This window comes from Actinacidiphila rubida, assembly GCF_900110255.1.
Taxonomy (GTDB): Bacteria; Actinomycetota; Actinomycetes; order Streptomycetales; family Streptomycetaceae; genus Actinacidiphila; species Actinacidiphila rubida.
The window spans coordinates 86,415-110,791 of the sequence record NZ_FODD01000012.1; the positions used below are offsets into that span (position 1 = coordinate 86,415).

Genomic DNA, 24,377 nt, shown 5'->3' on the forward strand with positions numbered 1-24,377 from the left:
GGCCGAAGCCGCCTGCCCGGTCCCCTGGCGAACGCCCCGCGGAACACCCCCCGGGGGACGCCGTCTTCCCTCCCCGCCATTCTCAGGAGGCCACTGTGCCGGGCACACCAGTCCCCTCACCCGCCACGCCCGCCAACGGGTACGAGCAGGAGTGCTCCGCCGCGCGCGCTCCCGGGCTGGGGCAGGGGCGGCGGCCGGACACCGGACCGCACCGGTCATCCGCCTCCGCGGCGCGACCACGGACCGGCGTCGCACTCGTCGCCTCGTTGCTCGGGTTCACGGTGATCACCATCGACGTGTCGGCCGTGAACATCGCGCTGCCCGCGATCCGCGGCTCGCTCCACGGCGGAATGGCGGGGCTGCAGTGGGTGGTGGACGCGTACACCCTGATGTTCGCCGCCCTGATGATCTCCGCCGGCGCCCTCGCCGACCGCGCCGGTGCCCGCCGCGCCTACGCCTGGGGCGTGGCCCTGTTCACCCTCGCCTCCCTCGCCTGCGCGGCCGCACCCGGCATCGGCGTTCTGGTCGGGGCGCGCGTGGCGCAGGGCGGCGCCGCCGCGGTCGTGATGCCCGCGTCCCTGGCTCTGGTCCGGCAGGTCTACCAGGACGCGCGGGCGCGCGCCCGCGCCATCGCACTGTGGACGGTCGGCGGATCGGTGGCGATGGCCGCGGGGCCGGTGCTGGGCGGCCTGCTCACCGACACGGCGGGCTGGCGCGCGGTCTTCCTGCTCAACCTCCCGGTCGGCCTGCTGATCCTCGGCCTGCTCGCCCGGGTCCCGCGCTCCCCGCGGCGACCCGCCGCCATGGACGGCGGCGGCCAGCTCACCGCCGTCCTCACGCTGGCCGGGCTGGCCTTCGCGGTGATCGAGGGCGGTCACCTGGGCTGGACCAGCGGCCCCGTGCTGACCGCGGGCGCGCTCGCCGTCGCCTCCGGTTTCGCCTTCCACGCGACAGAGGCCCGGCACCCCCGGCCCATGATTCCGCTGCCCATGGTCAAGGACCGCGAGGTGGCCGTCCCGCTCGCGGTCGGGTTCGCGGTCAACGCCGCGTTCTACGGGGGGATCTTCCTGCTCGGGCTGTACTACCAGCAGCTTCGCGGCATGTCGGGCACGGCCGCCGGGTTGATGTTCGTCCCGATGTCGGCGGTGGTCACGGCGACCAACCTCCTCTCGCCGCGCCTGGCGGAGCGGATCGGGCGCCGGCCGGTGATCATCGCCGGTCAACTGGTGTTCGCCGCGGCGATGCTGACGATGCTGCCGCTGGCCGCGCACACCCCGATCTGGCTGGTGCTGGTCCTGCTGCTGCCGCTGAGCGTCGGCGGGGCCGTCGCCGTCCCCGCGCTGACCGCGCTGCTGATCGACGCCGTACCGGCGGAGCGCGCGGGCACGGCGTCGGGACTGCTCAACTCCCTCCGGCAGACCGGCGGGGCGCTGTCGGTCGCCCTCTTCGGCAGCCTGCTCGCCGGCCCGGCCGGCAGCTTCTCCCTGCCCGGCATGCGCCTCGGCCTGCTGGCCGTCGCCGCCCTCCTCCTCGGCACGGCCGCCCTCTCGCGCTTCTTCCTGCCCCGTGGCTGAGAGAGCCGCCGCACAGGACCTGGGCGGCCTGGTGGCCCGTCACGGCACGGCTGCCGCGCTCCCCCGCACGGTCTGCTCGAGCTGCACGAGCTCTGCCCGGCGGGACGGCAGCGAACGACCCCCCACACGTCGCACCACGCGCTCACCCGTCCGCGGGCGGGGCTTGCGGGGTGGGCGTGGGCTGGAAGCACGCGGTGACGATCTTGCCCCGGGGACAGGGTTGGACCTGCCAGGTGGAGGCGAGTGCGTCGACCAGGAGGATCCCGCGGCCCCCGGACGCTTCGTCATCGGGCTCGCGCAGGCGGGGAGCGTCCGGCGAACCGTCGTGCACGCTGACGTGGAGGCAGGTGCCGTCCCAGGCCAGGATGAGGTGGGCCGTGCCGCGGGCGTGACGGTGGGCATTCGTGACCAGTTCGGAGACCGCGAGCACCACCGCGTCCGCGGTGTCCGGCGCGGAGTGCGTCCAGCCCAGGTCCCGCAGATGCCGCCGCGTCCACGCGCGCGCCTCGCCGACGGGGGTGTCCACGGCGATCGACCGGGCCCAGCCCGTGGCACGAACAGAGTGTCCCTCGGTCACGATGGAGCCTCCCGATCCCACGAACCCAAGTGCCGCCGCCACACCGGTCGCATGCCCCGGCTCGCCCGTCCTATCTGCGTTCAGACGACGCGGGACGGGTGCGGCCCGCTCACAGGTGGGCGTCCAGGAACTCCCCGAGCGCGATCCGGGACATCGGGCCGCTCGCGACCGCGGTCGCCTCGCCCCGATCGATCAGCACGAGGGAGGGCGCGCCGGTGACGCCATAGCGCCGCACGGGGCCGGGGCACCTGGCGATGTCGGCCCGCACGACGATCAGCCGGCCCTCATAGGCGTCGGCCGCCTCCCGCACCAGGGGATCCATTTCCTTGCACGCTGCCACGGCCTTGGGCCACACCCCGTGGAAGTACGCGAGCACCGGGACGTCCGCCCTCGCCAGGATGAACTCGAACTCGGCGTTCTCCCGGGGTTGATGGACCCTGTTCGCCATCGGCACGTCCTGACGCTCCACTCGGTGCGAGGCAGTGGCTGCCTCCTGGTGTCTGCCGACCGCGGGGGTGGGAACCGCAGGTCAGTGTGCCTTGCGCACGCGGGCGGCCTTGCGGGCCTCCGCCATCGCGCGCGCCTCCGCGGCCTTGCGGGACTCCTTCGGCGGCCGGCCCGCGCGGGTGCCCAGCCCCCGGAACGCCGCGTTGCCGGTCTTCGCCCGGTCCTGCACCGGCGGGCGCTGCGCGCCGGTGATGCTGGTCAGCCTCTCCTCGCCGGAGCGTACCTGGGTGACGGTGGGCCGGATCCCGGCGTCGGACATCATGCGGTTCACGTCGCGGCGCTGGCCGGGCGTGACCAGTGTCACCACCCTGCCGGACTCCCCGGCACGCGCGGTGCGCCCGCCACGGTGGAGGTAGTCCTTCGGGTCGGCGGGCGGATCCACGTTGACGACGAGGTCCAGCTGCTCGACGTGGATGCCACGGGCCGCGACGTTGGTGGCCACCAGCACCGTGATCTCGCCGTCCTTGAACTGGGCGAGCGTGTGCGTGCGCTGCGGCTGCGACTTCCCGGAGTGCAGCGCACCGGCCTTGATGCCGCTGCCCCGCAGATGGCGGGTGAACTGGTCCACCGCGTGCTTGGTGTCCAGGAACATCAGCACCCGCCCGTCCCGGGCGGCGATCTCGGTGGCCGTCGCGTACTTGTCGGCGGGATGGATGTTCAGCACGTGGTGCTCCATCGTCGCGACCGAGCCCTCCGCCCGGTCGACCGAGGCGAACACCGGCTCGCTCAGGTACTGCCCGACCAGCTGGTCGACGTTGCGGTCGAGCGTCGCGGAGAACAGCATCCGCTGCCCGCCGGCGGGCATCCGGTCCAGGGTCTCCGTGACCTGCGGCAGGAACCCCAGGTCGCACATCTGGTCCGCCTCGTCCAGCACCGCGATCCGTACCTGGTCCAAGTGGCAGTCCCGCCGGGCGACGAGGTCGGCCAGCCGTCCCGGTGTCGCCACCACGACCTCGGCGCCCGCCCGGAGCGACGCCGCCTGGCGGGTGATCCCCAGCCCGCCGACCACGGTCGCCACGCGCAGCCCGAGCGCCTTCGCGCAGGGGTCCAGCGCCTCGCTCACCTGCTGCGCGAGTTCCCTCGTCGGCACCAGGACCAGTGCCAGGGGGCGCTTCGGTTCGGCGCGCCGGCCCGCCGTACGGGCCAGCAGCGCGAGCCCGAAGGCAAGGGTCTTCCCCGAGCCGGTCCGCGCACGGCCGAGGACGTCCCGGCCGGCCAGCGCGCTCGGCAGGGTGGCCGCCTGGATCGGGAACGGCTTCTCCACGCCGAGTCCCGCCAGCACCTCCATCAGCGCGGCCGGCAGTCCCAGCTCCGCGAAGGACCCGGCCGGTGGGAGGCCGGGAGCCGGCGTCCCCGCCACCGAGAGCTCGCCCCGCGGGGCCCTCCCGTGGTCGGACCTGCCGGATCCGGAGCGGCCGGAGGCCGGCTGCTTCGCCTTCATGGGGATCCTTCCTCGTTTCACCGCCCTGAACGGACCGGGGCCCGTACCTTGTCCGGCACGGGCCCAGGCTGCACACGAGCCTGCTTCGACCTTACCAGCGCGGGCCTCGCACCGGCCGTCCCCGCGGCCCGGCCGGGCACCGGACCAGGGGGGCGTCCCGCGCGGGAGGCGGGCCGGCAGGACGTCGTCCCGTCGGGGAGGGTCCGCGACGGCCACCAGGCCCGCTCCACCGCACCCGCGAGCTCACTGCCGGTCGTGTGACTCGCGCAGGTCCAGGCCCATGGGATTGTCCAGGGGAATGTCGCCCGCGCGCACCACGGCGTGGGTCAGGGGGCGCAGCAGCCGGGCGAGCTCCTCGGTCTCGACGGTGGTCAGCACCTCGTAGGCGGAGGCGGCCAGGTCGTCGGTTCGTTCCTCGATCCGGGCTGTGAGCTCAAGCCCCTGCCGGGACAGCCGGCCGTCCTCGAGGAGCCCTTTGTTCGTGAGGGCGTCGCGCTTCGAGGTCCACTCCGCGTCGTCGAAGTCGCGTGCCTGCGTGTAGACGCCACGGGGGATCGCGTTCGCGATCGCGTGGAGGACGTGTGACTCGCGGCCGGTGATCCCGGCGGCGAACAGAGCCGCGGTGTGGCCGTCGCCACGGTGTTCGCGCAGAAGCGTCGCGGCCTGCCACAGCTGGGCAAGGGGCTCCTGAGGTACGGGCAGGGAGCGGTTGGCGGCGAACAGGGTCCGGCCCTCGGCGGGAGCCGATCGTGCGGCGCGCAGGGCGAGTTCCGCCGCCCGTGCCACATCCGCGCCGTCGGCCGCGGGGCCCAGCGCCCGGCCGAGCGCCCGCACGGATCCTCGTACCCGCGCGGCGAGGGCCTCGCTCGGCGGAGCGAAGCTCCACGCCGCCGGCAGGGCCCGACTCACCCGCGCGTAGCTGAAGTTGTAGAACAGGGCGTGCACGACGTCGGCGCCTGCGCTGCCCAGGGGAGCGGCCCGTCCGGCGAAGTAGCTCATCCAGACACCGCGGTAGCCGGCGGCCTTGAGCGCTTCCAGCGGTTCCGGGGCGAAGTAGACGACGGCGTGGATCGGCTCGAGCAGTCGCCAGAGGTCCCGGGCGGCCTGCCGCCGGTCCGGCATCGACATTGACATGGCAACCTTCTACGCCTCGATCGGGCGCCGTGTCTCGCGCATGGCGTGACCGACGGCTTCGCCCGCGGCGAACCGTCGCGGCGGTGCCCTCAGGACCACCCTCGCGCACCGGCATTCCCGTACTCGCCGATCTCGCGGTTCACGCAGCACCAACGCCGCAACGTGGCGGCGCTACCTGTCGGCTACTGCGTACTGCCGTCGTCGAGACCGGCGATGACTCTGAGATCCGCCTCGGACAGGTCGAAGTTCCCGGCGATCCGACGGACCAGCATCAGATGCGGATTGTCCCCGCGGCGGAGCATGTGGATGGTGGACATCGACAGTCCGGCAGCCCTGGCCATGTCCTTGACCGGTATCCCGCGCAGGTCCATCAACCCGGTGAGAATCCGACCGAACGGGTGCGGCTCCGATCGCCCGGCAGGGGCGACGGCCGGGCCGATGACAACGTCGCCGATCTTGGCCTGGAAGCGGATCAGCCGCTCGCCCGTAAAACCGACCTTCGCGACGAACGGCAGGCTCTCGCCGTTGCCGGCGGTGACCGTTCCCGGGATCGACACCTCGGTGAACCTCACGGCGGCATCGCAGCGATGATCCCCGGTTTCTGCGGGCGTTCCGGGCTGGACGCGGACGACCTTCCAGTCGCGGTTCCACCACGGAAGGCCCTGCAGCACCTCGTTGAAAAAGGGCGGCAGGACGGTCATGTCCACCGGGTCGGGAGGATTCTTCTGGCCTACCCAAATCACACCGGGCCAGTACCTCAGTGCCGCGATCACATCCGCCGTCAGCGTGCGGTTGGCAGTCTCCACTGCGCACCCCCCAATCGACAGATCAGTCTCCCATCACCGGGCAAGCGTTGTCTGATGCGGTACTCGATCTCGGGGGCGTGGATCTTGGCCTTCCAGCGCCGCGGGCACCCATGCCTGTCATCCGCCCCATCGGGCCGATTCGGCGGATCTACACTGAGCTGCGATCGCTGCCGGGGGAACAGGATCATGAGCGTGGGTACGGGTGCGGGTAAGAGCAATGCGGTGGACGGCGAGTCCGCCCTGATCTCCGCGGTCCGGGCTCGGGACACTGACCTGGTAGGGGTAGTTCTCCATGAGAACAGTGACTCCGACTACGTGGACGCCGCGTTCGGCCTGGCGGTCCGGATGCACGCCGGGTACATCGCGCAACTGCTGCTCCATCACGGTGCGGATTCGGGCCGGAGCGGGCCCGAGGATCTGATCCCTCTGAGTGCGGCGGTCGACTCGGGTTCGCCCGCTCTGTTCGAGGCGCTCCTGGACCACAAGATCCGAGGCAGGTATCCCGATTCCGAACTCCGGGAGGCGCGGGACCTCGCGCGCCGCTGGCACGAGACGGGGGTCGAGGCCGAACTGCGTCGCCGTACAGGTTCCCGGGATGCCGTCGTCCGTACGCAGGTGCCGGACGACGAGTACAGCAGCGTCGACGAGTGCACCCTTGGTGGCATGACCGTGTGGGACGGCCACGGGGCGATCCTCACCGACGTCGAGGAACTGCTCGGTGTCCGGACCTCGTTCGAGGAACTGATGGACCGCGCGTTGACCATCGCCGACCAGAACCACCCGACGTGGAGCGGGGTCACCCTCCTGCTGGCCGGCCGACGCGACCAGGCGATCTGGACCGCCGCTGCGACGCTGCGCACGCACCCGGACCCGTCCCGCCGGTTGTTCGGTGCCGAGGTACTCCGGGTGACCCATCTGCTCGACGACAGCGACGAGGACGCGTTCGCCGGTCCCGCTCTGGACATGTTCACCGACTGGTCGGCTGAGGAGACGGACTTCGCCGTGCTCACCGAGGTGCTGGTCGCTCTCGGAGAACACAACGACCCACGCGCGGAGGTGGCGCTTCTGCCGCACGCCGGCCATCCCGACGCCCGGGTCCGGCGTGCGGTGGCGCAAGGGCTCAAGGCGTTGTCGTCGCCGCCGGCCTTTTCCGGCGATGCCCGCACGGCGTTGCTGCGGCTGATGACCGATCCGGACCCGGTGGTACGGAAAACCGCATGCCGCGTGGTGGCCGAGGGCAGGGACCACGATCCCGTCTTCGCGGACGCCATGGCTGCCGCGCTGGACGACTCGAACCGTCTGGTCCAACTGGCCGCCGTCTACGGGCTCGCCCTCCACCACGACGAACGGTGCGTGGAAGCAGCACGCCTCCTCGGCCCGCCGCAGCGCGGTTCCGTGGAAGAAGAGGGCTTCCTCGAAGCGGCGTGGCGTTACGAATGGCGCCGCGACGGCCGCTGAACGTCCCCGCCTGTGCCTGTCGGCTGCTTCGGAGCCGGGAACACCGCCGGTTCGAACGACGCTCCCCGCCAGCCGGCGCCTACGCCGACGACCTCGGCGACGATCGCGATCCGATCGCGGTGATCGCGGTGATCGCGAAGTCCACCCGGTCGAAAGCCGACCAGGATCCGACGACCTCGCGGGCCGCCCCAACGTCTCCGTCAGCACCGCCCGCTGACCCCGCACCGCTCCCCCGACGCCGCGCCGCAGCAGGCCAGCCGCGCTGTTACGATCCGCCAGAATTCGCGCTTATACCCAACTCATCGGTATCGGCGACGGCGACGGCAAGTCTCGACCTGCCGGCGCTTGCAGGCGGTTTCGGACCGCGAACAGTTCCTGGCCTGCGCGTGTCATCCGCGGTGGCGTCCGGATCCTGATCGGGAACGCGAAAGTGCCTTCTGAGCTGTGGAAGCCGTGCGTCAGGGGGTCTTCGGCTGGAGGGTGATCGACGGCAGGCCGGGGACGCCCGTGCCGGGGGCCTTGGGGTTGGGCCTGCCGACCGGGTGCCCGGCGCTGTCGCAGACCTGCGGCGCGGACGGCGGGGCGAGTTGGGAGTACGCGACGCGCTTGGTCGGGAACGAGATCGACTGGCCGATGAGGCCGCCGGTGGTGATGTCGGTCGCCATCTCGCGCTGGCTCAGCGGCCCGCCGGTGTAGATCGCCCACATGTACCCGACGCAGGGGTTCTTGGCGGCCGTGGCCACGCTCTTGGGCGCGTAGACGTCCCGCACCGACCGCCCGTCGACGCGCACCTGGGTCCGGGCCAGCGACGCGGTGGTGAAGGCGTAGCGCGGTGAGCCGTCGGACGCCGCCGAGCCGTCGACGGGCGCCCGGTAGGTGACCTTCCAGTACTGCACCTGAACGGCGATCGGGGTGCACACCGGCCCGTCGAACCCGGCGATGGACTTGTCGAAGCGGACGTGACCCCACTTGTGGTCGGTCCAGACCGTGGAGCCGATCTGCCCCTCGTTCACCCACTCCGCCGCCTGGACGTCGGACCAGCCGCGGTCCTGATGGCAGCCGCCCGGACCGGTCGGGTAGGGCGGCGACGGCGTGGCGCGCGGCGAGGGCGAGGCGGACGACGCGGCCGGTGACGCGACGGCGGAGAGTGTGGCCGAGGGGTCCGGCGACGGCGCGGCGCCGTCGTCGCCTCCTCCGCCCGAGCATCCGGTCGCCAGCAGCCCCGCCGCGGCGAGGACGACGGCCGGCAGGCCGCGGGCAGGCCCGTACGGCAGGTTCACGCGCATTCCCCCTGACACCCCCGTGAGCCGGCGGTCGCCCGGCTCGCGTCACGTGCCCGCCCGCACGGCGGCGACCGGGTCCCGCCATTCTTCCATCGGCCGCGGCACCCGACATGGTGTGAACTACGCGGAATTCGGCCGGAATTGGGCTGGTGGATCCTTCGCGGGCCCGGTCCCGCGCGATGGCGTCCGAAGTCGCCCCGTCCCGCCGCCCCGTCCCGGGGACGCGGGCCGGACCGGAGGCCGGTTCCGGGTGCGTGCGGCGCGCGTTCCCCAGGGGGTCCGCGACCCGGTACCGCGGCAGGAACGCAACGGGAAGGTGCCGTTCGATGCTCCGTCACGTCGGCGCGGGCCGAGAACGCACACCAGGGTCACACCCTCAGGATTCCCGCCGGTGCCCCTTCGGGCGGCGGACAGCGGTTCATGCACCAGCGCACCCAACGAACAGGTGGATGAGACATGGGATTTTCGCAGCACGAGCAGGACCGGGAGAGGCCGCTGCCGAACTTCGGCGACCTGCTGAGATCCCGGCGGGAGGCGAGAGGTCTGACCCAGCAGGTGCTCGCCGACCACGCCACGCTGAGCGTCCGTGCTCTGCGCGACCTGGAGGCCGAGCGCGTCCGGTACCCCAGGAACGACACCGTGCGGCTGCTCGCGGACGCGTTGCGGCTCGAAGGGCGGGCGCGCACGATCTTCGAGGCGTCCGCCCGCCGCCGCGAGGACCCGGACGGCCTCAGCCCCGAGCCGTCTCCCCCGCCGACCCCCCGCAACAGTCTGATCGGGCGTCAGGAGGAGACCGAGGCGCTCGTCGACGCCCTCACGGTGGACGGCGCCCGGCTCCTGTCGGTCGTCGGACTCGGCGGGGTGGGCAAGAGCCGGCTGGCCCTGGAGGTCGCCCACCGGGTCCACGAACGCCTGCGCTGGTCGGTGCGCTGGCCCACCGGGGCGGACCCCGTGGCGCTGCGCGGAACCCTGCCGACCGGGCCGACCGCGGTGGACCCGGCGCGTACCGACGCGCTCGACGAGTCGATCGGCGACCGTCCGACGCTGCTGGTCCTGGACGACGCCTGCCCGTCGCAGGCCCGGCCGCTGCTCGACCGGCTCTTCCGGCACTGTCCCGGTCTGCGGGTGCTGGTCACCGCGCGCGAGCCGCTGACCGCCGACGGCGAGCAGGTGGTGCCGCTGCAACCCCTGCCCGTCCCGGAGCCGCAGGCTGCGTACGAACCCGATGTGCTCGCCCAGGTCGCCTCGGTCCGGATGCTCGTCGCGCACCTGCGGACCGTCCGCCCAGGGTTCCGGCTGGACGCCGGCAACGCCCGGGCCGTCGCGGAGTTGTGCCGGCTGCTGGACGGCCTGCCGCGCGCCCTGGAGTACGCGGCCGGCTGGATCCTCGTCGAGTCGCCCGAGCAGTTGGTGACGCGGCTGTCCCCCAGCCCCTGGCGGCTGGCGGCGCCCCCGGTCACCCATGTCGAGCGCGGCCACCTGCGTGCCGACCTGGACGAGGCGATGGCGGAGCTGAGCGTTCCGCAGCGCAGCCTGCTCGCGTACCTGGCCGCCGCCGGTGAGGACAGATCGGCCGAGCAGGCCGGCTCCGCGGTCGGACTGCCGCTGGCGGAGTGCCTCGCGGCGGTGCACGAGGTGCTCCACCGCGGCCTCGTACGCACCCGGCTGACTCCGGGCGGGGTGCGCTTCTCCGCGCTCAGCCTCGTACGGACGCTGATGCGGGACGGCCGGGGCCCGCACGGCACGGCCACCGGAGCACTTCCCTTCGGCCCGGCCGGGATCGCGCTCGGCGCGGTCGGCTGATCGGCCGCCGTGTGCCCGCAATCTGCCCACTGCCTGCCGGAAGAAGTGCCGGGGCGGTGTCCGACCCGAAAATACGCTGGCCGGACACCGCCAGCAGCCTCACTTTCCTGACCAGAGGACGAGCCATGCCCATGGGGATATCCGCACGCGCCGGCAGGGACATCGTGGTGTCCGGAACCCTGTCCGACGCCCACACCTGGAATCTGGTGTTCCTGGAGCTCCTGCTCAGGGAACGCGGCCACCGCGTGACGAATCTCGGCAGCTGCGTTCCCGACGCCCTCCTGGTCGCGGAATGCCGGCGCCGGCGGCCGGACCTGGTCGTCGTCAGCAGTGTCAACGGACATGGCTTCCAGGACGGCAGACGGATGATCTCCGAGATCCGCGGCTGCGTCGATCTGGAGCGGACACCGGTGGTGATCGGCGGGAAACTCGGCATCGGCGGGGCGGACGACGGAAGCCGGGAGACGATCCTGCGAGCCGCCGGGTTCAACCGGGTTTTCGAAGAAGGTGCCACCGGGCTTCCCGAATTCCTGGACTACCTGGAATCCCTCGAATCGGAAGTCCTTCTGTGACGGGATTCGGCTCTTTCGTCGCCGCCTCGGCGGCCTCCGGAATGCTGGTCGTGCAGCCCCGCATGGGCATGGGCGACCCGGCACGGATGCGGAAGGGCCTGCTCGCCACCCGGAGCGCCGCCGCGACCACGGTGGGCACCATCACGCTGGACAGCTACACCAGGCTGGGCGAGACCGGCGCCGCGCGCCGCGCGCTGACCGCCGGAGAGGAGCTCAACGGCTACCCCATCACCGTCCATCCGCCCGGCACGACCCGGGGCATGCTGGCCGGCGTCATGGACGACGGCTTCCCCGTCCAGGTCCGCCACGGCTCCGCCCTGCCCGAAGCGATCTTCGCCCTGCTCCCGGCACTGGGACTGCACGCGTCCGAGGGCGGCCCGGTGTCGTACTGCCTGCCGTACAGCAGGACGCCGCTGCGCGAGGCGGTCCGCAGCTGGCGGCGCTGCTGCGAGCTGCTGGTCGCGGCCCGGGACGGATCGCGGGCCGCGGCGGAACCGCACATGGAGACCTTCGGCGGATGCATGCTCGGACAGCTCTGCCCGCCGGGGCTGCTGGTCGCGATCAGCGTCCTCGAGGCCCTCTTCTTCCGGCAGGCCGGCCTGCGCTGCCTGTCGCTCAGCTACGCCCAGCAGGCCAACGCCGGTCAGGACGCGGAGGCGCTGGCCGCGCTCGGCCGCCTCGCCGGCGAGTTGCTGACCGGCACCGACTGGCACATCGTCCTCTACGCGTACATGGGCGTCTTCCCGCAGTCGCCCGGCGGCGCCCAGCTGTTGCTCGACGAGGCAGCCCGGCTCGCGGTCCGCTCCGGTGCCGCCCGGCTGGTGGTGAAGACCACGTCCGAAGCGCACCGCATTCCCACGGTGGCCGAGAACGTCCTGGCTCTGGAGACCGCCGCGGCCGTCGCGGACCACGAGCGACGGGCGCCCCCCGGAGGCCGTGCGACGGCCGACACCGGGGTCTACGCCGAGGCCCGGGCCCTCGTCGACGCCGTGCTCGGTCTCAGCCCCGACGTGGGCGAGGCGCTGGTGGCCGCCTTCGCGAAGGGCTATCTGGACATCCCGTACTGCCTTCACCCGGACAACGCCGGGCGGACCGGCAGCCGGCTGGACGCGGACGGCCGGCTGCACTGGTCGTCGGTCGGCTCCATGCCGATCCGCCCGGAGCCGGCCGGCCGCGGCACCTCGATCGGTTCGGCGGAACTGCTCGACGCCCTGTCGTACGTCCGCCGCACCTTCGACGAGCGTGCCTTCGACCTCTCCGCCGTGTCCCGCCCGCCGTTCCGCGGGTTCGGCGAACCCCCCTCGCGCGTGCCCCTCCCCGACAACCAGCAGGACGGAGCTCCCCTGCCATGACCGCACCCACCCTCGACACCGCTCCCCTTCGGCCCCCCGGGCCGCGGGCGCACCTCACCGACCAGCGCGTCCGCGACGCCCTGACGGTGCAGCAGCACCTGCTCACGGCGGCACGCGCGTTCCTGCACGACGCGGGCTTCGCCGAGACGCTGCCGCCGGTCATCGGCCCGGTCACCGACCCGGGCGGACGTGGCTCGAAGCAGGTCGACGTCGACTTCTACGGGCACCCCTACAAGCTCATGACGAGCGCGATCCTCTACAAGCAGACCTCCCTGCTCGCCTTCCGCAAGATCTTCTGCATCGCGCCGAACGTCCGCCTCGAACCGCTGGAGACCGCCGACACCAGCCGCCATCTGGCCGAGTTCCACCAGCTGGACGTCGAGGTGGCCGGGGCGTCCCGGGAGGAGATCACCCGGCTCGCCGCCGATCTCGTGGTCCACATGGTCCGCGCCGCCGTGGCCGCGCTGCCGGAGGTGTTCGCGCGGCTCGGCCGGGACACCTCCGCGTTCGCCGGGCTCACCCCGGGCGGCTTCCCGTCCCTGACCCACGCCGAGGCGGTGGCCCTGCTGCGGCAGCGGGGCCACGAGCAGAGCCCCGACGCCGAGATCGACTGGCGGGGCGAGGTGCTGCTGTCGGCGGCCCGCACCGGGCCGTTCTTCGTCGTCGACTACCCGAAGGGCTCGCGCGGCTTCTACGACCGCGAGTCGACCACCACCCCGGGTGCGCTGCGGAACTTCGACCTCATCGCGCCCGAGGGCTACGGCGAGCTGTGCAGCGGCAGCGAGCGCACCCACACCTACGCCGAGATCGTCACCCGCATGCGCGAGACCGGCGAGAACCCGCAGAAGTACCGCTGGTACCTGGACGTGGTGCGCGAGGGCGTCCCGGCGAGCTCCGGGTTCGGGATCGGTGTGGAGCGCCTGACCCGCTACGTGTGCGGTCTCGACGCGGTCTGGCAGGCGAACGCCTACCCCAAGCTGCCCGGGGTGGTGTCCCCGTGAGCGGCACCGGCCGGCTGTCGGCCCCCGGTTTCCCCGAGGCGGCGGTTCGCGACCGGGCCCGGCGCGGAGCGGCGGCCGCCTTCCCGGCGGCCGAGGAGTACGGCTCGACGCTGTACGGCGCCGCCTCCGCGGCGCCGGGGCCCGACGGGCTGGACGCGATGCGGCTGGTGCCCCCGCTGTTCATGGAGCGGCGGCTGGAGAAGCTCATCGACCTCGGCCGCGAACCCGTGCACGGCGACGTGGACCTGGCCACCCGGATCGGGGGCCTGCACGCGCCGCTGCCGGTGTACGTCTCGGCGACCGGCTCCACCCGCGCCGCGAGTGGCGACGCGGGCCTGGCGCTGAGCCGCCAGGCGGGAGCGCTGGGCCTGCCGATGGTGATCGGGGAGAACGTCGTCCCGACCGGCGGGTACCGGCGCGGCACCGGCGGCGCGCACGGCGCGCTGCTCGACCGGCTGACCGCCTACGGCGAGGCGCTCGCGCCCGGCGTCGGCGGCGTGGTGGTGCAGCAGAGCACCGAGGACGCCGACGCGGAGGTCTGGAACCTCCTGTACAGCGACCCCGGTGCGGCGGCCCTGCTGGACTCGGGGCGGCTGGCCTTCGAGCTGAAGCTCGGTCAGGGTGCCAAGCCGGGGCTGGGCGGCATGACCGTGCTGGACGACCGGGAGGCCGCCCGGCTCGGCGACCGGTTCGGCACCGAAGCCCTCTTCCCCGGCGGCACGACGCTGCGTTCGGCCACGCCGGGAACCTTCACCGCGGAGATCCTGCGGCAGCAGATCCGGTTGATGCGCAACAACTTCCCCAGGGCCCGGGTCTGGGTGAAGCTCTTCCCCGGCCGGGACGTGGCGGACGCGGTACGGGTGGCCGTCGAGGCCGGTGCCGACGCGGTCGCCGTCGACGGCGCCGAGGGCGGCACCGGCTGGGCGCCCGGCGTGTTCCTGCGGGACGTGGGCCTGCCGCTGGCCGAGTGCCTGCACAGGCTCGCGGCGCTGCCGCGGCCCGTCGACGGGGGTCTGCCGCTGTTGGTCTCCGGCCGGATGTGGGAAGGGGGCCGGGTCGCCAAGAGCCTCGCGCTCGGTGCCGCCGCCGCCGGACTGGGCCGGGCGGCGCTGCTCGCGGTGGACGAGGATCCCCGCCACGGGCTCGGCCGCCTCGTCGACTGCCTCGCCTTCGAACTGCGGCTGCTGATCAGCGCGCTGGGCAAGTACCGTCCGGCCGGCCTTGGCCCGGACGACGTCTGGACGGCGGCCGCCGCCTCCGCCGGGGAGCACCCCGGCGTCGTGGCCGACCGCCGCTGATCTGCCGCCATTCTTCCGATTCCCGCTGCCGCTCGTCTCCCGCGGCAGGCCCTAGCTTCTCGCCTGTACCGCGTCGGCGCCCTCACTCCCCAAGGTTGGATCATGCCCGACATCGCATCCCTGTTCGCTTCGGTGGTGCACCGCGCTCCGGCTCGACCCGCCGTGCGGCTGGCCGACCGGACCCTCACCTACCGAGAACTCGACGAACTGAGCGCCGCGCTCGCCGCGCGGATCACCCCCGGACAGGTCACCGCCGTGACCAGCGAGAACCGCGGCGACTACGTCGTGGGCCTGCTCGCCGTGCTGAGGGCCGGCGGAATCTACCTGCCCCTGGACAGCGAGGCACCGGCGGACCGCAACGCCTTCGTGCGCGCCGATGCGGGCGCTCGTGCCGTCCTGGACGGCGCAACCTTCCGCGCCCTCGGGACGCCGGGTCCCCACGACGCCGGCCGGTGGGCGCCGCCCGCGGTACCCGCACCGGACGGCGGCGGCTACATCATCTACACCTCCGGGACGACCGGCCGGCCGAAGGGCGTCCACGTCGCCGCGTCCGCCCTCGCCGGCCACCTCGAAGCAGCCCGGGAGACGTTCGGCCTGAGCGACCAGGACGTCGTCCTGCACCTGGCCCGGCCGCACGTGGACGTGGCCGTCGAGCAGGTGCTGACCACCCTGCTCGCCGGCGCCACTCTCGTCGTCCCCGACCGGCCGCTGCTCGCGCCCGCCGAACTCCTCGCACTCCTCTCCGGGGAACAGGTCACGGTCGCGAACCTGTCGGCCGGCTACTTCCGGGACCTGGTGGCCGCGCTCGATGGCGGTGCCTTCCCGGCCCCGTCCGGCCTGCGGCTGATGATCTGCGGCAGTGACCGCCTCTACCCCGAGGTCGCGGCCGCGTGGCGGGCCCGGACCGGCGTTCCGCTGGTCAACGCCTACGGCCCGACCGAGACGGTGATCACCTCCACCACCCACCTCACGGTCCCCGACCAGGACGGGGGCGTCACCCCCATAGGCCGCGCGGTGGGCGAGCGGACCCTGCACGTCCTGGACGAACGCCTCCGGCCGTCGGCTCCGGGCACGGCCGGGGAGTTGTACATCGGCGGCCCGCTGCTCGCCTCCGGCTACTGGGGACGCGGCGGGCAGACCGCGGAGCGCTTCCTGCCGGACCCGCTGTCCGGCCGCCCGGGCGCACGGATGTACCGCACCGGCGACCTGGTGCGCAGGGCGGCCCCCGACGCGCCGCTGGAGTTCCTCGGGCGGGCCGACGACCAGGTGAAGATCCGCGGCTTCCGTGTCGAGCCCGGCGAGATCGAGCAGGTGCTCGCCACCTGCCCGGGCGTGGAGCAGTGCGTGGTGGCCGCGCGGGACGGGCGGCTGGTCGCGTATGTCACCGGACGGCCGCCGCACGCCGACCGGCTGCGGCAGTTCCTCGCCGACCGGCTGCCCGCGCCGCTGGTGCCGGCGCTCTTCGTTCCGGTGCGGGCGTTCACGCTGACCGCGGCCGGCAAGATCGACCGCGCCGCGCTTCCCGCGCCCGACGCCGTGCGGCCGGCCGCCGAAGGTCCTCGGCGGGTCCCCCCGCGCACCCCGATCGAGCAGCTCATCGCCGGTGTGTGGTCCGAGGTCCTCGGCGTGCCCGACATCGGCGCCGACGACAACTTCTTCCACCTGGGCGGGGATTCGCTCACCGCGGTCCGCGTCGTCGCCCGGATCTTCGAGGTGTTCGGCACCGTCTCGCCGTACACGATCTTCGACGCGCCGACGCTGGCCGGCTTCGCCGCGGCGGTCACCGCCGCCGGCCGGCACGAGCCCGCGCCGCTGACCCGGTCGGGCCGGACGCGCGCGCCGCTGTCCCCGTTCCAGCGCGGGCTGTGGGTGCTGGATCAGTGGCATCCCGGCTCCTCCACCTACAACGTGCCGTGGGTGTTCCGCTTCGACGGCCCGGTCGACGCCCTTGTGCTGCGTACCGCGCTGGAGGTCGTGGCCGGCCGCCACGAGGCGCTGCGGACCACGTTCGGCCTCGGCGACGACGGGCCCGAGCAACGGGTCGGCGCCGTCGCGGAAGTGCCGTTCACGGTCACCGAGGTCCCGGCCGGCCGGCTGGACGCGGCCGTGGCGGACCTCGGTTCGGAGCCGTTCGACCTGGAACGCGGTCCCCTGCTGCGCGCCCACCTGATGACCACGTCCGACGGTGGTCCGGTGCTGCTGCTGGTCGTGCACCACATCGTGTGGGACGAGGGTTCGCTCGCCGTGCTCGAGGAGGAGCTGCGCGAGACCTACGCCGCGCTGGCGGCCGGTCGGCCGCCGACGCTGCCGGAACTCCCTTGCCAGTACGCCGACTTCAGCGCCTGGCAGGCGGAGCACGGCGGTGGTGCGGAGCAGCTCGGTCACTGGCGGCGGCAGCTGGCGGGCCCGCGGCCCGGGGTGCCGCTGCCCACCGACCGGCCCCGCCCGGAGGAACCGCGTTTCCGCGGCGCGGTGCACCGGTTCCGGTTCCCCGCCCCCGTCGCCCTCGCCGTGAAGGACCTGGCACGGGCCGAGGACGCCACGCCGTACATGGTGCTGCTCGCCGGGCTGGCGCTCACCCTGCACCGCAGGTCCGGGGCGACCGACATCGTCGTGGGCTCACCGGTGAGCATGCGCAACCGGCCGGAACTGGCCTCGCTCATCGGCTACTTCGTCAACCTGCTGCCGATCCGCGTCGCCGTCGATCCCGGCCTGTCCTTCGTGGACCTGGTACACCGCGTCAGGGAGACGGCCGTCGATGCGTACCGGCACCAGGACACGCCCTTCGACGAGATCACCGCGCTGGCCGCGGGCGACGGCTCGGGCGACGGCTCCCCGCTGTGCCAGGTCGTGCTGGAGATGCACCCGCTGAGCACCGAGCCGCTGCGGATCGGTGACGCCGAGGTCGCCAGGGCCCTGCACAGCAACCCCGTGTCGCGGTTCGACCTGTCCATCTCCGTGGACGACACCGGCAGCGGCTTCACCGGCCGCTTCGAGTACGACACCGACCTCTTCGATGCGGCCACGATGGCCGAGGTGTGCGAGCAGTGGCAGCAGACGCTCGCCGCCGCCCTGGAGGTCCCGGTCCACCGCCTCTTCGAGGAGCGTGCCGGCCGCACCCCTTCCGCCACCGCCCTCGTGCACGGCGACCGCGGGGTGACCTACGGCGAGCTGAACGCCCGTGCCAACCGTCTGGCCCACCTGCTCCTCGGGCGGAACGCCTGCGGCCGTGGTGACGTCGTCGCGGTCCTCGCCGAACGCGGCCCGGAGCTCGTCGCCGCGCTGCTCGCGGTGCTGAAGACCGGCGCCGGCTACACCCTGCTGGACCCGGAGTTCCCCACCGCACGGCTGGCCGGCGCGATCACCGACAGCCAGGCGTGCCTGGTCCTCGTCCACGGACTCGACGCCGCGTTCCCCGGCGTGCCGCACCTCGATCTCGCGGCGGTGGACGCCGAGGCGGCCGGCCTCCCGGACACCGACCCCACGACGCGGGTGACGGGCGCCGATCTGGCCTGCGTCATGTTCACCTCCGGCTCCACCGGCCGCCCCAAGGGAGTCGCCGCCCCGCACCGCGCCCTCACCACCACCTATCTCGCCCAGGACTACGCCCGGTTCGGCCCGGACGAGGTGTGGCTGCAGGCCTCCCCGGTGTCCTGGGACGCCTTCGCGCTGGAGCTGTTCGGCGCGCTGGCCTTCGGCGGTGCCTGCGTCCTGCACCCGGGACAACGGCCCGACCCGGAGACCGTCGCCCGGCTCACGCGGCAGCACGGCGTGACCCAGCTCCAGTTGTCGGGAAGCCTGTTCTCCTTCCTCGTGGAGGAGTTCCCGGAGACCTTCACGGGGCTGCACACCGCGTTCACCGCAGGCGAGCGCGCCTCGGTGCCGCACGTGGCCAAGGCCCTGGAGTCCTTCCCCGGCCTGCGGGTCGGCAACGGATACGGGCCGGTGGAGAGCATGGGCTTCACCACCTGCCGCACGGTCACCGCCGAGGACGTGGCGGGCCCGTCCGTCCCGGTGGGCGCAGCGGTCGGCGGCAAGGACGTGGTGGTCCTGGACCGCGACCTGCGCCCCGTCGCCGACGGCGAGTCCGGTGAGGTCTACGCCGCCGGCGGCGGCCTCGCGTACGGCTACGCCGGGCGGCCCGCGCTGACCTCGGCCCGCTTCGTCGCCAGCCCGTTCCGTCCCGGTGAGCGGATGTACCGCACCGGTGACCTCGGCCGCGTCGCGGACGGCGTGCTCTCCGTGATCGGCCGCGCCGACGACCAGGTCAAGATCCGCGGCTACCGGGTCGAGCCCGGTGAGATCGAGGACGTCCTGGTCCGCCAGCCGGGTGTCCGGCAGGCGGTGGTCGCGGTGCACGAGCCGGCACCCGGCGACCTGCGGCTCGCCGCATACGTCACCGCATCCGAGGGCCACGACGTGCGGCCCGACGCCCTCCTCTGCCGGCTGTCGGACCTGCTGCCCGACTACCTGGTTCCGGCGACGCTCGACGTGCTCGACGCCCTGCCGCTCAACGCCAACGGGAAGGCGGACCGCGCCGCCCTGCCCGCTCCGTCCCGGCCGGCGACGCCCCGGCCCGCGGGCGGTCGCGGATCGGCCGAGGGGACGGCGGCGGCCATGACCGCGCGGGAGCGGCTGGTCGCCGAGGCCGTCGCGGCGATTCTCGGTACCGAGGACATCGGCCCGCAGGACGACTTCTTCCGGCTGGGCGGCAACTCGCTGGCAGCGGTGCGGATCGCCATGCGCCTGTCCACCGCCACGGGCACCCGGGTGCCGCCACGGCTGCTGTTCCGCGCCCGGACGGTGAGCGCGATCGCCGCCGCCCTGACGCCCGCGTAGCCCGGCGCCGGACCTGGCCCGGCCGTCAACAGCAGTCGACAGCAGTGGACAGCAGCGAGAAAGGCAGAAGACGTTGAGATTCGATGAGACGCCGCGCACGGCCCCCGTGTCGGGGCTGCAACGCGGGCTGTGGTTCCTCGACCGGTGGAACCCGGGCTCCGTGGCCTACTCGATCCCCTGGGCCTTCGAGTTCACCGGCCCGCTGGACCCCTCCCTCCTGGAGCGCGCCCTGCACACCGTGGTCGCGCGGCACGAGCCGCTGCGCACCACCTTCACCCTGCGCCCGGACGGCCCCCGGCAGATCGTCGGGGCCGTCCGGACACCGCCGCTGACCGTCACCGACCTGCGGGCGCTGCCGGCAGCCGAACGGGACGCCCGCACCGAGCAGATCCTGGTGCGGGAGGGCGCCACCCCGTTCGACCTGGAGACCGGACCGCTGCTGCGAGCCCATGCGATCCTCCGGGCCGACGACGCCGCGACGCTCGCGGTCACCGTGCACCACATCGTGTGGGACGGCTGGTCGGCGGAGATATTCGAGCGTGAACTCGCCACCTGCTACACGGCGTTCGCCGAGGGCACGGAACCGCGGCTGCCGCACCTCGGGCTCCGGTACGGCGAATGGGCCGCCGAGGAGGCGGTCGCCACCTACGACGAGCACATCGCCTACTGGACCGGGCAGCTGGCCGGCGCGCCCACCCTGCTCGAACTGCCGACGGACCGGCCCCGTCCCGTCACGACGAGCGACCGCGGTGCCGTCGCACACTTCGCACCCCCGGCGGGCACCGCTGCCCGGGTCAAGGAGTTGGCCGCCACGGAGGGGGTCACTCCCTTCATCGTGCAGCTTGCCGCGTTCGCCGTGCTGCTCAACCGCTTCACCGGCGCTTCCGACATGATCGTCGGCACCCCCGTGACCACCCGCAACCGGCCGGAACTGGAGCATCTGGTCGGGTACTTCGTGAACCTGCTGCCGCTGCGGGTGCGGCTCGACACCTCGATGACCTTCCGTGAGCTGCTGTACCAGGTGCAGGAGACGGCGTTCGACGGCTACGCCTACCTCGACGTGCCGTTCGACACGCTCGTGGACCGGCTCGTCCCGGACCGGTCCGGCGGCCGGCAGCCGCTGGTCCAGGTGGTCTTCGGCGCCCACACCGAGGACCCCTCGCCCCTGCGTTTCGGACCTGCCTCCGCCCGGCGCCGGGTCCGGTCCAACGGCACCGCGAAGTTCGACCTCACCTGGTCGGTCTTCGACGACGGCGAACTGCGCGGCGAGGCCGAGTACCGCTCGGACCTGTTCGACGCGGCCGCCCTGGCGCGGATGGCCGAGGACTGGCAGCGGCTGCTGGACGTGCTGCTCGACCACGCCGACCTGCCCGTCCTGCGGCTGGCCGGGGCCGCGGCCGCGGACACCGCCACCGCCGCGGTGGACGCCGGTCCGCGCCTGGACCCGGGGCGGCTGCTCCACGAGATGTTCGAGGAGGTGGCGGACGCGCACGGCGAGCGGCCCGCCGTCAGCCACGAGGGCATCACCCTGACCTACGCCGAACTCGACCGGCGCGCCAACCAGTTGGCCCACGCGCTGGCCGCGTCCGGCGTCCGCCGCGGGGACCGGGTCGGCCTGCTGCTCGAACGCACTCCGGACATCCTGGTGTCGGTCCTCGGCGTGCTCAAGGCGGGTGCCGCCTATGTGCCCGTGGACACCTCGGCCCCGCCCGGCCGGGCCGAGGCGATCTACGCGGAGACCGGTACGGCCCTGGTCGTCACCGATCGGCCCGACCTCGTCCCCGGCGGCCCGTGGACCGTCCACGACCTCCACGAACAGGCCACCCGGACCGCGGCGTACCCCTCGCACCGGCCGCACACCGGCGGTGACCCCGCCGATCTCGCGTACGTCATCTTCACCTCCGGCTCCACCGGCCGGCCCAAGGGAGCGGGCGTCGCCCACGAGCACGTCAGCCGGCTCATGACCACATGCACCGACGGCTTCGCACCGGGACCGGACGGAGTGTGGACGCTCTTCCACAGCTTCGCCTTCGACTGGACGGTGTGGGAGATGTGGGGCGCACTGCTGCACGGCTCCCGGCTGGTCGTCGTGCCGTACGTGGTCAGCCGCTCGCCGGGGGAGTTCGCCGAGCTCCTCGCCGAGGAGGACGTGACCCACCTGTGCCTCACCCCGTCCTCCTTCCGGCAGTTGGAGGAGGCGCTGCGGCGCGGCCCGCGCACGCTGCCCGCGCTGCGCCACGTCATGCTCGGCGGCGAGGCACTGGACCCGGAGTCGGTCCGGCGCTGGTACGCGCTGGAGCCGCGGCCCGCGAACCGGCTGTGCAATCTCTACGGCATCACCGAGACCACCGTCCACGTCACCACCCACGACGTGCCCGCGGCCGCCGCCTTCGACCGCAGCCGCATCGGCGAACCGATGCCGCACCTGTCCGCCCTCGTCCTGGACGACCTGTTGCGTCCCTGCCCGGTCGGCGTGCCGGGCGAGCTGTACATCAGCGGGGGCAGCCTCGCCCATGGCTACTGGAACCGGCCCGGCCTGACCGCCGGCCGCTTCGTGGCCGACCCGTCGCCGGCGCGGCCGGGGGCGCGCATGTACCGCACCGGCGACGTCGCCCGGCGCCTGCCGGACGGCGGCCTCGAGTACGTGGGCCGCGCGGACTTCCAGGTGAAGCTGCGCGGCTTCCGGATCGAACTGGGCGAGATCGAGGCCGCGTTGCGCACCCACCCCGCCGTGGAGTCCTGCGTGGTGACCGTCGTCGGCGACCGGCTCGCCGCCTACGTCACCGGCGGGGAGCCCGAGGACGCGGCGGAGTTCCTGGGCCGGACCCTGCCCGCCTACATGATCCCGGCGAGCGTGACCGTGCTGGACGCGCTGCCGCTCACCGTCAACGGCAAGGTGGACCGGGCGGCCCTGCCCGACCCGGACGCGCCACGGACCGGGGGCAGCGCGCACGTCCCGCCGTCCACGCCGGTCGAGCGTGCCTTCGCCGCCGTGTGGTCCCAGGTGCTCGGCGTGGCCGACCCCGGCGTCCACGACGACTTCTTCCGCCTCGGCGGCGACTCCGTGCGGGCGGTGCACCTGGCCGGCGCCCTGCACGACGCCGGCTGGGAGGTGTCGCTGCGCGACGTCTTCGACGCGCCGAGCATCGCCGGCCTGGTGCCCCTGGCCCGCGCCGTCGGCCGGGCCGACACGGACCGCGCGCCCTTCTCCCTGGTGGACGCGCGGACACGGCACACGCTCCCGTCCGGTGTCGAGGACGCCTACCCGATGGTGTCGATGCAGCTCAGCATGATCTTCCACATGGAGATGACCGGCGGCACCGGCAGTTACCACAACGTCAACAGCTACCGGATCTCGGCGCCCTTGGAGGAGCACGCCTTCCGGCGCGCCGTCGCCGACGCGATGCGCCGCCACGCGGTGCTCCGCACCGGTCTGGACGTCTCCGGGTGGGCCGAGCCGCTGCAGCTCGTCCACGCGGAGCTGCCCGCTCCGGTGGAGTTCCACGACCTGACCGGCCGCACGGGGGCCGAGCAGGAGGCCGCCGTCCGCGCGGTCTTCGAGCAGCACCGCGACATGCCTTTCGACCTGATGCGGCCGCCCCTCTTCCGGATCGCCGTGCAGCGGCTGGGCGCGGACCTCTTCCAGCTCACCATCTCCGAACACCACGCGATCCTGGACGGCTGGAGTTTCACCTCGATGCTCAGCGAACTGCTCGAGCGGCACGCCGCGCTGAGCGCCGATCCGGCCGCGGCGCCGCTTCCCGCGCCGGCCTCCGCCTACCGGGACTTCGTCGCTGCCGAGCGCGATGCGGCCGGCGACGAGGAGTCGCTGGCCTACTGGCGGCGCAAGCTCTCCGGGGTCTCCGGGGTGCTCTGGCCGGCCGCGGCCGAGGTCCACGAACTCGCCGACACCCTGGAGCGGGTGCTGCCGCGGGCACCCGCGCACCTCCGCGCGGTCGCCGACGCGGTGCGGGTGCCGGTCAAGTCGGTCGCCCTCGCCGCCCACATGCGGGCGCTCGCCGAGATCACCGGCCGGGACGAGGTCACCACCGGCCTGGCGATGAACGGGCGGCTGGAACGTACGGGGGGCATCGACGCCTACGGCCTCTTCCTCAACACGGTGCCGCTGACCGCCGGGACGGAGCCGGACGGCGACCCGCTGCGCCTGCTGCGACGGGTGCACGAGCAGGAGCGGGAGATGATGCCGCACCGCCGAACGCCCTTCGCCCAGCTCGCCCGGCTGATGACCGGCACCCGGCTCGACAGCCAGTTCGGGTTCCTGAAGTTCCACGCGCTGGGACGCACCGGTGGCGCGCGCATCCTGGACTCCCGGATCGGCTGCGAGCCCACCCACCGCCACGAGCCCAACAACTTCGCCTTCGGCGCGTCGCTGATACAGGACCCGGTGTCCGACCGGGTGCTGCTGGCCGTGGACCACCAGCCGAGCGTGGTGTCCGCGACGGTGGCCGGCGCGTTCGCCGACGCCTACGAGCGGGCCCTGGCCGAGATGGCTGCGGTCGCCTCGGCCCGCGGGCGCACGCCTGCTCTCACCGGCGCATGACCCCCCGAAGCCGGACGGGGCGTCCGCCCGCCCTGCCGTGCCCCGGACGCTCCGGCCCCTGCGGGGGTTCCGTGCCCCGCACGCTCCTCCCGCCCCGCGACGGGGGGCGCGTCCCGGGTCCCGATCGCGTCCCGTTTCCCGCTCCCTCCGCCTTCCGTGCCACGAATGGAG

General features: G+C 73.5%; 15 protein-coding genes. 9 read left to right on the plus strand and 6 right to left on the minus strand.

Annotation, left to right across the window (positions count from 1 at the left end):
* Nucleotides 1-281: 281 nt before the first annotated feature.
* The gene (locus tag BMW99_RS14135; protein ID WP_107451567.1) at nucleotides 282-1,574 is read left to right on the plus strand and encodes an MFS transporter; all 1,293 of its coding nucleotides are present in this window, start codon (nucleotides 282-284) and stop codon (nucleotides 1,572-1,574) included.
* 142 nt (nucleotides 1,575-1,716) lie between these two features.
* On the opposite strand, the gene BMW99_RS14140 is transcribed toward BMW99_RS14135, so the two are convergent.
* The 5 genes from BMW99_RS14140 to BMW99_RS14165 form a co-directional block, all read right to left on the minus strand.
* Entirely contained in the window at nucleotides 1,717-2,151 is a 435-nt protein-coding gene (locus tag BMW99_RS14140; protein ID WP_069463669.1) for an ATP-binding protein, read from the minus strand.
* Nucleotides 2,152-2,260: 109 nt separating this feature from the next.
* A complete protein-coding gene (locus BMW99_RS14145; RefSeq protein ID WP_069463693.1) occupies nucleotides 2,261-2,599 on the minus strand; it encodes a thioredoxin family protein in 339 nt (112 codons plus the stop codon).
* Between the two features lie 81 nt (nucleotides 2,600-2,680).
* The gene (locus tag BMW99_RS14150; RefSeq protein WP_069463668.1) at nucleotides 2,681-4,099 is read right to left on the minus strand and encodes a DEAD/DEAH box helicase; all 1,419 of its coding nucleotides are present in this window, start codon (nucleotides 4,097-4,099) and stop codon (nucleotides 2,681-2,683) included.
* Between the two features lie 243 nt (nucleotides 4,100-4,342).
* Nucleotides 4,343-5,233, minus strand: coding sequence for an SCO6745 family protein (locus BMW99_RS14160; protein ID WP_218108416.1), 891 nt, complete (start codon nucleotides 5,231-5,233; stop codon nucleotides 4,343-4,345).
* 182 nt (nucleotides 5,234-5,415) lie between these two features.
* Nucleotides 5,416-6,039, minus strand: a complete 624-nt coding sequence (locus tag BMW99_RS14165) for a helix-turn-helix domain-containing protein (protein ID WP_069463666.1) — start codon at nucleotides 6,037-6,039, stop codon at nucleotides 5,416-5,418.
* A gap of 315 nt (nucleotides 6,040-6,354) precedes the next feature.
* Between BMW99_RS14165 and BMW99_RS14170 the strand changes: the two genes are divergently transcribed.
* A complete protein-coding gene (locus BMW99_RS14170) occupies nucleotides 6,355-7,497 on the plus strand; it encodes a HEAT repeat domain-containing protein (RefSeq protein ID WP_143080532.1) in 1,143 nt (380 codons plus the stop codon).
* Between the two features lie 458 nt (nucleotides 7,498-7,955).
* Here BMW99_RS14170 and BMW99_RS41315 read toward each other — a convergent pair whose 3' ends face one another.
* Complete coding sequence (locus BMW99_RS41315) at nucleotides 7,956-8,777, minus strand: hypothetical protein (protein ID WP_075016890.1); 822 nt, start codon at nucleotides 8,775-8,777, stop codon at nucleotides 7,956-7,958.
* A gap of 459 nt (nucleotides 8,778-9,236) precedes the next feature.
* Between BMW99_RS41315 and BMW99_RS14180 the strand changes: the two genes are divergently transcribed.
* From BMW99_RS14180 to BMW99_RS14210, 7 genes are all read left to right on the plus strand, one after another.
* The gene (locus BMW99_RS14180) at nucleotides 9,237-10,583 is read left to right on the plus strand and encodes a helix-turn-helix domain-containing protein (RefSeq protein ID WP_075016891.1); all 1,347 of its coding nucleotides are present in this window, start codon (nucleotides 9,237-9,239) and stop codon (nucleotides 10,581-10,583) included.
* Nucleotides 10,584-10,639: 56 nt separating this feature from the next.
* On the plus strand, nucleotides 10,640-11,155 hold the full coding sequence (locus BMW99_RS42060; protein WP_143080533.1) for a cobalamin B12-binding domain-containing protein: 516 nt from the start codon (nucleotides 10,640-10,642) through the stop codon (nucleotides 11,153-11,155).
* A gap of 41 nt (nucleotides 11,156-11,196) precedes the next feature.
* Nucleotides 11,197-12,507, plus strand: a complete 1,311-nt coding sequence (locus BMW99_RS14190) for a methylaspartate mutase (RefSeq protein ID WP_245791459.1) — start codon at nucleotides 11,197-11,199, stop codon at nucleotides 12,505-12,507.
* Nucleotides 12,504-13,508, plus strand: a complete 1,005-nt coding sequence (locus tag BMW99_RS14195) for an asparagine synthetase A (RefSeq protein ID WP_075016894.1) — start codon at nucleotides 12,504-12,506, stop codon at nucleotides 13,506-13,508. Before BMW99_RS14190 ends, BMW99_RS14195 begins: the two co-directional genes overlap by 4 nt.
* Nucleotides 13,505-14,806, plus strand: a complete 1,302-nt coding sequence (locus BMW99_RS14200) for a glutamate synthase-related protein (RefSeq protein ID WP_069464742.1) — start codon at nucleotides 13,505-13,507, stop codon at nucleotides 14,804-14,806. Before BMW99_RS14195 ends, BMW99_RS14200 begins: the two co-directional genes overlap by 4 nt.
* A 102-nt stretch (nucleotides 14,807-14,908) precedes the next feature.
* Nucleotides 14,909-19,645 (plus strand): non-ribosomal peptide synthetase, encoded by a 4,737-nt coding sequence (locus tag BMW99_RS14205; protein WP_069464741.1) that lies wholly within the window; start codon nucleotides 14,909-14,911, stop codon nucleotides 19,643-19,645.
* Nucleotides 19,646-19,718: 73 nt separating this feature from the next.
* On the plus strand, nucleotides 19,719-24,206 hold the full coding sequence (locus BMW99_RS14210; RefSeq protein ID WP_075016895.1) for a non-ribosomal peptide synthetase: 4,488 nt from the start codon (nucleotides 19,719-19,721) through the stop codon (nucleotides 24,204-24,206).
* Nucleotides 24,207-24,377 lie beyond the last annotated feature (171 nt).